Genomic DNA, 10,856 nt, shown 5'->3' with positions numbered 1-10,856 from the left:
GCCGCGGCTGGCCGCTGGCCGCTGGCCGCTGGCCGCTGGCCGCTGGCCGCTCGCCGCTGGCCGCTGGCCGCTCGCCGCTCGCCGGGTGCTGGCTGCCTGATTGCGACTTGGCACTGGTCGGGCCCGACGCAAAAGCGTCGCGCGCTGCGGCTAGCCCGCCAGGCGCCCACCGGCTGCTCGCTGCCGACCGTCCGCTGGCCACCGTCCCGCGTGTCACCGGTCCTCCTCCTCGAGCTTCGGCTTGACCCTGACGCGGCGTCAGGCTGGAGCGTTCGGGGGATGGAATTCATCAGCCCAGTACCGATGCCCGGGCCCGACGTGGTCGCGCCCGAGGTGTACCGGACCATCTACCCGATGCCGATGTTCACCATCGTGCCGACCGACGACCTGGAGGCTTCCAAGGACTTCTGGATCCGGGGACTCGGGTTCATCGATCTGTTCAGCGTGCCTGGGCAGGTCACGCATCTGCGCCGCTGGGCGTTTCAGGACGTGCTGCTCGTTCCCGGGGAGACTCCGGACAAGGCGCCGGGGCTTGCGGTCAGTTTCTCGTGTGTGCTGAGTCAGATCGACGAGATCGCCGAGGCCTGCGAGGCGCTCACGCCGGCGCGGACGATCGGGCCTGAGGTGAAGCTCTGGAACTCGCTGGAGCTGACCGTGCTCACCCCGGAGAACACTCGCGTGGTGATGACCGCCGCCCGGGTGCACGACGAGGCGAGCCGGGAAAATCTGCGCGCGATCGGCATCGACGTACCAGACTGAACCCATGACGGACAGCCTCACCATCGGGGGAGCGGCGGAGCTGGTGGGAATCAGCGTGCGCACGCTGCATCACTGGGACGCGATCGGGCTCGTCGTGCCGAGCGGGCGGACGAGCGCTGGGTATCGGGTGTACTCCGCCGCTGACATCGCTCGGATCCATCGCGTGCTCGTCTACCGGGAGCTCGGGATCGCGCTCTCCGACATCGCACAGGTCCTGGACGACCCGACTGCTGACCCGCAGGAACACCTGCGCCGTCAGCGAACCGAGCTCAGCACGCAGATCGACCGCCTTCAGGCGATGCTGAAGGCGGTCGATCGCATGCTCGATGCCGGGGGCAAGGGGATCGAGCTCACGCCCGAGCAGCAGTCGGAGATCTTCGGCGCCACCTGGCGCACGGAGTGGGTCGACGAGGCCGAGGAGCGCTGGTCGGGCACGCCGCAGTGGGACCAGTACGCCGTACGCGCGGCTGAGCGAACTGTCGCGGACTGGCAAGATCTCACCGCTGGCGTAGAGGCGTTCAACGCCGACCTCGCGGCGGCCTTTCGCGAGGATGTCGCCGCGGGCTCTCCGGCCGCGAACGCGCTGGCCGAACGGCATCGAGAGACGATCGCACAGCACTTCGACTGCACGCACGCGATGCAGGTCTGCATGGTGCGGAGCTTCACCCCGGAGTATTACGACCACTTGGAGCCGGGGCTGACCGCCTGGCTTCAGTCGATCGTCGACGCCAACGCCTCAGCTAACGGAATCGATCCGGAGACCGCCCGATGGGACTGACCCTCACCGACTTCCTCGCCCGAGCAACCGCCGACTTCCTGGCCCGCGCTGAGGCGATCCCCAGCGCTGCCTTCGGGAATCACACGCCGTGCGACGTCTCGGTCGGTGAGGTCATGGACCATGTGGTCGCGGGGAACATCTTCGCGGCCCGCCTCCTCGCCGGCGCCTCCGCCGCCGAAGCCACCGCCGATCTCGACACCCCACCGGCTGATCGCCTCGCGGCCCTCCACACGACCTGCGCCGCCCAACTCGCGGCCTTCGCCGACGCCGACCGGGGTAGCGTCTTCCATCACCCGAGTCGCGATATCGACTACGCCACCTTCGCCCGGTTCCGCCTAGGTGAACTGGTCATCCACGGCTGGGACCTGACCGTGGGCGCCGGCCAGGGCAACGGGCTCGACCCGCTGCTGGCCGAGAACCTGTGGACACTCGTCGAGCCCCACCTGGAGGAGATGCAGGCGATGGGCACGTACGGCACCAGCTCCGACCGGCGGGACCGACGTGGGCGCCGGACAATGCAGCGCGCCACCGAGGAGCGCGATCAGCGGGACCGGGAGACCGGCCAGCTGGCCGATGGCGCCGAGCGCGGCCAACAGGACCGGGTGACCGGCCGGCTGGCCGACGGTGCCGAGCGCGGCCAGCACGACCAGGAGACCGGCGAGCTGGCGGACGAGGCCGAACGCGGCAGTCAGCGAGCCGGGCTGGGCGGCGAGTTGCTCGAGGACCGGTTGCTGGCGGCGTACGGAAGGGCCTGCGAGTGAGTGGGCTCACCGGCGAGCAGCGGGAGTTGCTCGAAGGCTGGTTGCCGGGAGTCTCGGTGGTGAAGGACCTCAGTTGGGGGCTGGTTGGGACGACTGTGCTTCTGCTGGAACAAGGTGGTGAGAGGTTCATCGCGAAGGCCGGTGATGCTGACGACACGAACATCGCTCGTGAGCTCCAGGCTCATCGCGAGTGGCTCCGGCCTTGGCGGGTGATCGGGCGGGCGCCTGAGTTCGTTGACGGTGATGTCGAGGCGAAGCTGCTGGTCACTGCGTACCTTCCGGGCGAGCTGGTTGAAGGCACCGAGCACGAGCGGCTTGCGGCGACGTACGAGCAGGCTGGGCAACTCCTGGCGTTACTGCACGGTCAGTTGGCTGTCGAGGATCAGGAGTTCGAGGCGGCCGAGCGGGAGCGGGCGTTCTACTGGCTGTCTCGGCCTCATCGGATCGCTCCGGCTGATGAGCGGCGGCTCCGGGTGGAGGTGGAGTCGTGGCCGACGCCACCGTGCACGCTTGTGCCGACGCATGGAGATTGGCAGCCGCGGAACTGGTTGGTGCATGAAGGCGCGGTGAGTGCGATCGACTTCGGACGGGCGGGGCTTCGGCCGGCTTGGGGTGATTTCGGGCGGCTGAGTGCGCAGCAGTTTCGGTCCGAGGATGGCAGCGGTGCCGCGCTGGAGAGTGCGTTCCTTGCGGGGTACGGGGGTGATCCGCGTGAGGCGGGGAGCTGGCGGCGGCACCGAGTGCGTGAGGCGATCAGTACGACGGTCTGGGCGCATCAGGTTGGTGCGGAGGAATATGAGCGGCAGGGGTTGCGGATGATTGCCGAGGTGCTAGGAGTCTGATCAGAGCGCGGTTGTCCGGTCGACGTTGGAGGGTGGAAAGTCACCCTGAACGGGACGTTGAGGGTTCGGGATCGGACGGGTGCAGGTGGATCTCGCGGCCGCTTCCGGTGTTGTTCGAGGCGGCGGTCAGCGGGCGGTGACCAGTCGGAACTCGTTGCCGTCCGGGTCGGTGAGCTCGACTCCGTCGGCGAGCTCGCCGGTCACGGTGGCTCCGAGGGTGACCAGGCGGTCGGCCTCGGCGCGGACGTTGTCGGTGGCGAGTTCCAGGTGGAGGCGGTTGCGGCCGAGTTTCTCGGCGACGGGTGGGCCGCCCCAGGAGATCTTCGAACCGCCGTGCGGGGACTGGATGGCGGTTTCCTCGTCCTGGTCCCAGACGAGCGGCCAGTCGAGGGCCTTGCTCCAGAAGTAGCCGACTGCTTGGGTGCCGTCGCTGGAGAGGGCTCCGATCGCCGCGGTGTTGGCGAGGAAGTTGTTGCCGGCTTCGATCACGCAGAACTCGTTGCCTTCGGGGTCAGCGAGTACGACGTGCCCTTCGTCGGGGGTCTGTCCGACGTCGATGTGCTTGCCGCCGAGTGCCAGTGCGCGGTCGACTGTCGCCTGCTGGTCCTCGGCGGTCGCGCTCGTGAGGTCGAAGTGGGACTGGTTCGGCCCCCACTTCTCGTTCGGTACCGGGAGGAATCGCAGCGTGAAGCCGGTTTCGGTGTCTTGCGCCGGCAGCATCTTTCCGCCGCTCGCGTCGTCGGCGACCTCCAACTGGAGCACGCCGCCCCAGAACCGCGCGAGCAGCTCCGGGTCGTTCGCGTCGAAACAGAGCGCCCGCACCCAAGTCGTCATCCGGCCACGCTAGGCGGGCGGCGATCGGCGCCGCAACGCGATAAATCGGAGCTCGGCAAGCACTGCTGCTGGTCGAGGGCGGGAGTCGGGTGAGCATCCGGGCCGGCGGCGCACGCGGTCCGCGCGTGGGGGCGTGGCCGGGCGAGTCGGGCGCGCCGGGGTGGGGCTGGTCGGGTGGGTATCCGAGCCGGCGGTCGGCGCGCGAAGCGCGGGTCCGCGCGTGGGGGTGTGGCCGGGCAAGTCGGGCGCGCTGGGGTGGGGCTGGTCGGGCGGGCCGGGTGGGTATCCGGGGGCGGCGGCCGAGGGCGAAGCGCGGTCCGCGCGTGGGGTGTGGCCGAGCCAGTGGGGCGCGCGCCGGGGAGGGGCTGGTCGGATGGGTATCCGGGCCGGCGGCCGACGCGCGGAACGCGGTCCGCGCGTGGGCGCGAGTCGGGCGCGCGAGGGTGGGGCCAGGTCCGCCAGGTCCGCCAGGTCGGCCAGGTCGGGTTGGGCCGGGTTGGGCCGGGAAGGGAAAGTCGCGACGGGCGAGTCGGGACGAGGCGGGTTGGGACGAGGCGGGTCGGCCGGGGTCGGGCCGGGGTGGAGCGGGACGGCCGGGGTGGGCCGGGTCGGCCGGGACGGCCGGGGTGGCGGTGGCCCGATTACGGCCTCGGTACGTCGTACAGCAGGTGCGTGACTCCATGCCCCTGCGCGACGACCGACGGCCCGCCGAGTGTCACCTCGCCCGCTGGCTCGCCGAAGAACGGGCGGCCTTCGCCGAAGACGACGGGGACGACGTTCATCACCACCTGGTCGATCAGGCCGAGGCGTAGCGCTTGGCCGCCGACGTTTCCGGCGGCGATGTCGACGACCCGGTCGCCGGCGACTTCGCGGGCCTGGGCGATTGCGGACGCGACGCCGTCGGTGACGAACGTGAACGGGGCCTTCGCGGAGTACTCCCAGTCGGTTGGGGGCTCGTGGGTCACCACGAAGACGTGGTCGCCTGCGACGGCCTCGCCGTCCCAGCCGTTGGTTTGGTCGAAGACGTAGCGGCCGACGACCATGGCTCCGATCTCGGGCTCGTACACCGTGCGGAGGAAGTCCGCGGTCGCCTGGGCGGTGCGCATCTCCATGCCGAGCCAGTTCCACGCGACGTCGCCGCTGTCGAACCAGTCGAACAGTGGGCCGATGCCGCCGTCCGGGAGACCGACGTAGCCGTCGGCCGAGACCGCGGCGTACATGACTGTCTTTCCCATCAGCGTTCTCCCGTCAGCTTCTCGACAGCGTCGGCCGCGGCCTCGGCGGTCGGCAAGGACTCGGCCTCGGCCTGAAGTGAGCGAGCCGCCTCGCGGTAGGTCGCCGAGGTCAGCACCTCGTCCACGGAGGCCGCCACCTCAGCAGACGAGACAGTCAACGGATCGAGGACCTGGCCGACGCCGAGGGCCTCGCAACGATCTGCGTTCCAGGGTTGATCAGCGCCGAGAGGGAGCAGTACGAGGGGTACGCCGCACGCCAGCGACGACACGACCGTCCCCGAGCCGGCGTGGGAAACGACGGCGGCGGCCTGTGGAAGGATCGCGCCCTGCGGCACGAAGCGCTCGACGAGCACGTTGTCCTTCCGCGTGCCGAGCTCGGCGGGGTCGACCTCGCGGCCGACGGTGACGAGGACGTTCGCGTCGAGCTGCTCGAGGCCGGCCAGCACGCGCGGGAACAGATCGCCGGACTCCTGGTGGAAGATCGTGCCGAGCGTGAAGTAGACGAGCGGCCGCTCCGGCTGCCCCTCCAACCACGACGCAAGCCCCGAGTGTGCCTCGGCCGACACCTCCGGCCGGATCACCAGCGACGCCGGTGCGCCCGCTGGGCCGGGGCCAGGAGACGAGGCGCCCGCTGGACCAGGGACAGGAGACGGAGCGCCTGCTGGACCGGGGTCAGGCGCGGCACCAGAGGGCACGCGCTGCTGCTGCCCTGGCAGCGGCGCACCCCGGAACGACGGCATCACCGGCGAGATCGTCAGGTACCGGTTGAGGAACCCGTGATCCGGCGCCAACCCCAGCTCGCCGCGCAAAGTCTGGAGCGGCTCGTCGACAAGCTCCGGCGTCAGCATCCCGCCCGCCGCGAGCACGATCACCGACGCGTGCGGAATCCCCAGCCGCTCCGCCGCGACCGCCGCACCGAAGTCGACCTCGTCGCGCACCACCACGTCGGCCCCGAACGACTCCCCGGCCGCCACGATCCGAGGCGCCCGTTGCGCGGCGATCCGCCCCGCGAAGCCTGTCCGCAGGACCTCGCCCTCGGCCGTCCGGTCGACCGGAACCAGCGGACCGCGGTACTCCGCGGAAGTCAGCGAGGGACCACCGCTGTCCACAGCCTCGAACCCAGCCGCCCGGACTGTCTCGAGCATCGCCGTCTGGCACGTGAACAGCACCTCGTGCCCCCGCGCCCGCAGCGCCCGGGCGATTGGCATCAACGGCAGCGCGTGCCCGCTGCCACCCGTGAAGGAGAACAAGCAGCGCATCAGCCGTTGAACAACTTCCAGTCGCCCTCCGAGATCACCTCGACGGTCCCGTCGACGACCTTGATCGCGGTGTCGTCGTCGATCGCGTACGTCGGCGCGGGAATCCCCGACGCCCACTTCTCGATGTTCGCCGGGGTGGTGTCCTCCATGTCCGGGTGGTTGAGATGCGGGTAGAGCGTGAAGTCCACCAGCCCCAGCGACTTCTCCGCGCCGAGGGCCATCTCGTGCCCGTCCGGGATGAACTGCAGGTTGAACTCGGCGTCGCAGTTGTACGGCGTCATCGCGATCGACCCGGCGCTGACCCCGACGTACACGCCGTCCCACGACGGCAGCAGATCGGCCAGCCCGGACTGCCGCATCCAGTACGTCAGGTAGCGCACGTGCCCGCCCCAGACGAGCAGCGCGTCGGCCTCCTGGACCATGGGCACCCAGTTCTCCTCGCGGACGGTCGGCAGCGCCGTCAGCTCCAGGACGCCGAGCGACTTCCAGCCCAGGGCGCAGACCCGATCGGCCCGGCTGCCGGTCATCGCGTCCCAGACCGACCGGCCGCCACCTGGGAACGGATGCATTCCGGAGGGGACGAACAGCGCGGTCGACTCCGCGACCGGCTTGCCCAGCAGCTCGGTGAGCGCGGCGGAGATGCTCTGGTTGCTGATCCCCGACGACGTGAGCAGTAGCTTCACTGCCGGCTCCTTCCTGGTGAAAACGCCCGAGTCCAAAGCCTTTCACAGACCGCCGACAAGCTGTGGCGTTCATCCACAGGCCACGGTTAGCCTGACCGTGACGAAGGCAGGCGCCATGAATCCACTTCTCCAGCAGCACTGTGATCAACTCCGCGCGCTGCACCGACCTGGTGATCCGCTGCTGCTCGCGAACGCCTGGGACGTTGCCACCGCCAGAGCCACCGTCGCGGCCGGCTTCCCGGTCGTCGCGACCACCAGCGGGGGAGTGGCCGCCACTCTCGGGTACGACGACCAGGAGAACGCGCCGGCCGAGGAGATGTTCGCTGCCGCGGCCCGCATCGCCCGCGGCGTCGACGTACCGGTCACTGTGGATGCCGAGGCCGGCTACGGCCTGCAGCCGTCAGAACTCGTCGCCAAGCTCCAGCAGCTCGGCGCGGCCGGCTGCAACCTGGAGGACACCGACTACACAGCCGCGGGATCGCTCCGCACAGCGCAGGAGCAGGCGGACTGGCTGGCAGCAGTACGCAAAGCAGCAACGGACGCCGGCTACCCGCTGGTGATCAACGCCCGCATAGACCTGTTCCTCGGGCCCTTCCTCAGCGGCGCGGGCCCAGAGCAGCTGGCCGAGCTCCTCCCGGCAGCGATCGAACGCGCCCACGCCTACCTCGCAGCAGGCGCCGACTGCGTCTACCCGATCCTCCTGTGGGAGCAGGACTCGCTACGCCGCTTCGCAGCAGCAGTCGACGGCCCGGTGAACGTCCTCCGCCTCCCGCTCACGCCACCTCCGGACGAGCTGGCAGCGATGGGTATCGCACGGGTGAGCTGGGGAACGCTCCTGCACGGCGATGCGATGACCCGCTTCCAGGACGAGCTCTCGACCCTGACCGGCGACCTCAAGCCGAGTTGAGCCGGTTCACCGGGAGATCCACGAGCTGCTTGCGCGAGTTGATGCCGAGCTTGGTGAACACCTTCCGCAGGTGCCACTCCACCGTGTGCCGGCTCAGGTAGAGCTCCGCACCGATCGCCGGGTTGGTCAGGCCCTCCCGCGCGAGCCGCGCGATCTGCGACTCCTGACGCGTCAGGACACCGAGGCTGACCTCCCCGCGCCCGCGGGCGATGTCGCCGACCGCGGCGAGCTCGCGCCGTGCGCGTTCGGCGTACGACTGCGCTCCGATCCCGACGAACAACTCGTACGCCGTCCGCAGCTGCTGCCGTGCGTCAACCCGCCGGTTCGAGCGCCGCAGCCACTCGCCGTACACGAGGTGCGCCCGTGCCAGCTGCACAGTCACCCGAGTCCTGCCCAGCTGGGTCAGCGCCTCCCGGTAGCTCTCCTCAGCAGCGTCGCCATCGCTCAGTAGCGCACGCGACCGAGCCTGTACGCCGAGCGCCCACTCCGTCCCCGCTGCACTCGTCCGCTCCTCCAGCCGCCGCAGCGCGTCCTCCGCCTCGTCCCGCACTCCGCTCCGGACGGCCGCCTCGACCAGCTCGATCAGGGTGAAGCCGTAGACGCCCAGGTCGTCGTACTCGCAGGCAGACCGAGCAGCAGCCAGTGCAGCGTCGTACTGGCCGAGCCCGTTGTACGACGCCGCGTTCGCGTACCCAGCGCCGCCGTACAGCCCACGTCCCTCGCCGCGGTCGGCCAGACCCTCCAGGTCGTGGTCGTACATCTCCCGCAGCACATCGGGCGCCACCCCACGCCAGGCGCTGAGCAGGTACAGCGGGTAACGCACTGCCGGGCTGCCGGTCGCCTTCACGATCGCGTCGCTCTCGTCGAGCAGCACCGCCGCCGACGCGAACTCCCCAGCGTGCACCCGCACAACAGCCTCGTACCCAAGCGCCAGCGGCAGTGTCGCGAGCGCACCGGACCGCCGACACAACCGCACCGCCCGTGTCGCCAGCTCCTCCATCCGCACCTCGTCCCACAGGTCCGCGGCGGCGATCCAGCTCAAGTAGCACCAGCGCAGGAACTCGTGGTCCTGCACACCGGAGTCCGGCCCGAACGCCTCCAGCGCACGCCGTAGCGGCGCTATGCCGGCGTCGTACCCATCCGTCACCCGGATCGCCAGGCCCTCGAGCAGCAGGTCCGTCGGGCGGAGCGGCTCCTGGCCGCCCGGAGCCTTGCGCGCAGCGGTCGCGACCTCCAGCGAACCGATGCCGCGATGCAGACGACCGGCGTAGATCGTGGCGCCGAGCGCCTCCAGGTAGCACTCGCGCGCAGCGTCAGCGTCGTACGGCGCGAGCTTGTCGGCAGCCTCGATGAGTAGCGGCGGCGCGTCGATCCCACGGTTGCGCACGAACACCAGCTGCGCGCGCAGCCGAGCCAGCTGAGCACGTCCCAGGTCGTCCTGCGGGCACGCCTCCGCAGCGGCCAGCAACCGGTGAGCAGCCTCCAGCGCACCCGACTCGTTCCTGGCCCGTGCCGCAGCCAGCGCACGCCGGCCACGGCGCGCCGGGTCCGGAGTCAGCTCGGCCGCGCGTTCCAGGAACTGCGCGGCCGCGGCGATCCCACCACGCGCTTCAGCACGTCCAGCGGAGCGCTCCAGCTCAGCGGCGACCGACTCGTCCAGCCCGTACGTCGCGTGGCCGCGGTGCCAGGCCCGGCGATCGGGATCGCGCTCGGCGTCCGTCGCATCGGCCAGCGCGCGGTGCACCTTCAACCGGTCGACCACACTGGCCGCCCGGTAGACACCGGAGCGCACCAGCGGGTGCCGGAACCGGACGTGGGCGCCGAGCTCGACCAGCCCAGCAGCCTGCACGACAACAGCCGCCTGCTCGTCCAGCTCAAGCAGCTCCGCTGCACGCAGCAGCAGCCCCACATCACCGAGCGGCTCGGCAGCAGCAGCCAGTAGGAGCAGCCGTGCGTCGTCCGGTAGCGACTCGAACTGCCGTACGAAGCTCTGCTCGATCTGCGTCGTCAGCGGCGCTCCACCGGGCAACTCGAACCCACCGGCCAGCTCAGCCGGGCTCAGCCCGCGGGGGAGTTCCAGGAGCGCCAGCGGGATCCCACCGGACTCAGCGATGACCCGGTCCCGCACCTGCTCGTCCAGCCGACCAGGCCAGGCCGCGTCGAGCAGCGCCCTCGCATCGGTCGCGTCCAGCCCATCTACAGGCAGCTCCGCGAGTCCCACCAGCTCCTGCCCCTGGCTGGGACGCACAGCGATCACCATGCCCACCGGCTCGGCCAGGAGCCGCCGGGCGATGAAGGCGATGGTCTGCACCGACTCCCGGTCCAGCCACTGCGCGTCGTCGACCACACACAGCACCGGTTGCTCCTCTGCGGCCTCGGAGATCAGCCCGAGCACTGCCAGCCCTACCAGAAACCTGTCAGCCGGCGCCTGCAGGCCCAGGCCGAACGCCGCTTCCAGCGCGGCCCGCTGCGGCTCGGGCAGGCGGTCACGCAAGGGGAGCAGCGGCGCGCACAGCTGGTGCAACCCGGCGTACGCGAGCTCGATCTCGTACTCGACACCGGTTGCTCGCAGTACCCGGAAGCCCGAGGAGCGCCGCAGCGTGTACTCCAGCAGCGCCGACTTCCCGACGCCCGGCTCACCGCGCAGTACGAGAACCTGGTGCCGACCGGCCCGCAGGTCGCGCAGCAGCCGATCGAGAACGTCGCACTCGACGTTCCGGCCGCGGAGGCCGTACTGCGGTGTTCCCGGTGACGTCGGCATCGACGCTACTGTCGCGCCGGAACGATGCCCACCGCAA

The 10,856-nt window shown here is 70.5% G+C and carries 10 protein-coding genes; 5 read left to right on the top strand and 5 right to left on the bottom strand.

The genetic code is table 11. The features are described 5' to 3' along the window. Positions 1–279: 279 nt before the first annotated feature. The 4 genes from AB0M01_RS38345 to AB0M01_RS38330 are packed head-to-tail and all read left to right on the top strand — an operon-like array spanning position 280 to position 3,140. Positions 280–759, top strand: a complete 480-nt coding sequence (locus AB0M01_RS38345; protein ID WP_363677623.1) for a VOC family protein — start codon at positions 280–282, stop codon at positions 757–759. A gap of 4 nt (positions 760–763) precedes the next feature. Further along, positions 764–1,537, top strand: a complete 774-nt coding sequence (locus AB0M01_RS38340) for a MerR family transcriptional regulator (RefSeq protein WP_363677622.1) — start codon at positions 764–766, stop codon at positions 1,535–1,537. After that, entirely contained in the window at positions 1,528–2,298 is a 771-nt protein-coding gene (locus AB0M01_RS38335; protein WP_363677621.1) for a maleylpyruvate isomerase N-terminal domain-containing protein, read from the top strand. Before AB0M01_RS38340 ends, AB0M01_RS38335 begins: the two co-directional genes overlap by 10 nt. Positions 2,299–2,354: 56 nt before the next feature. Next, positions 2,355–3,140 carry a phosphotransferase gene (locus tag AB0M01_RS38330; protein WP_363677620.1) on the top strand — a complete coding sequence of 262 codons (786 nt, stop codon included), beginning with the start codon at positions 2,355–2,357 and terminating at the stop codon, positions 3,138–3,140. 126 nt (positions 3,141–3,266) lie between these two features. On the opposite strand, the gene AB0M01_RS38325 is transcribed toward AB0M01_RS38330, so the two are convergent. The 4 genes from AB0M01_RS38325 to AB0M01_RS38310 all read right to left on the bottom strand — a co-directional run bounded on the left by AB0M01_RS38325 (position 3,267) and on the right by AB0M01_RS38310 (position 7,151). Further along, positions 3,267–3,974 (bottom strand): VOC family protein, encoded by a 708-nt coding sequence (locus tag AB0M01_RS38325; RefSeq protein WP_363677619.1) that lies wholly within the window; start codon positions 3,972–3,974, stop codon positions 3,267–3,269. 641 nt (positions 3,975–4,615) lie between these two features. Then, complete coding sequence (locus AB0M01_RS38320) at positions 4,616–5,209, bottom strand: dihydrofolate reductase (RefSeq protein ID WP_363677617.1); 594 nt, start codon at positions 5,207–5,209, stop codon at positions 4,616–4,618. Next, entirely contained in the window at positions 5,209–6,417 is a 1,209-nt protein-coding gene (locus tag AB0M01_RS38315; RefSeq protein ID WP_363677615.1) for a glycosyltransferase, read from the bottom strand. Before AB0M01_RS38315 ends, AB0M01_RS38320 begins: the two co-directional genes overlap by 1 nt. Positions 6,418–6,467: 50 nt before the next feature. Then, positions 6,468–7,151, bottom strand: a complete 684-nt coding sequence (locus AB0M01_RS38310; RefSeq protein WP_363677614.1) for a Type 1 glutamine amidotransferase-like domain-containing protein — start codon at positions 7,149–7,151, stop codon at positions 6,468–6,470. Between the two features lie 115 nt (positions 7,152–7,266). Here AB0M01_RS38310 and AB0M01_RS38305 point away from each other — a divergent pair, with 115 nt between their 5' ends. Beyond that, positions 7,267–8,058: an isocitrate lyase/phosphoenolpyruvate mutase family protein gene (locus AB0M01_RS38305; RefSeq protein WP_363677612.1), complete on the top strand. Its 792-nt coding sequence runs from the start codon at positions 7,267–7,269 to the stop codon at positions 8,056–8,058. Here the strand turns inward: AB0M01_RS38305 and AB0M01_RS38300 are convergent. Further along, positions 8,045–10,819: an AAA family ATPase gene (locus tag AB0M01_RS38300; RefSeq protein ID WP_363677610.1), complete on the bottom strand. Its 2,775-nt coding sequence runs from the start codon at positions 10,817–10,819 to the stop codon at positions 8,045–8,047. The genes AB0M01_RS38305 and AB0M01_RS38300 overlap by 14 nt on opposite strands. Positions 10,820–10,856 lie beyond the last annotated feature (37 nt).

The organism is Kribbella sp. NPDC051770 (genome assembly GCF_040681455.1).
Lineage (GTDB): Bacteria > Actinomycetota > Actinomycetes > Propionibacteriales > Kribbellaceae > Kribbella.
Note: the sequence above shows the minus strand (reverse complement) of the source record. Positions and strands in the feature narration are given on the sequence as shown.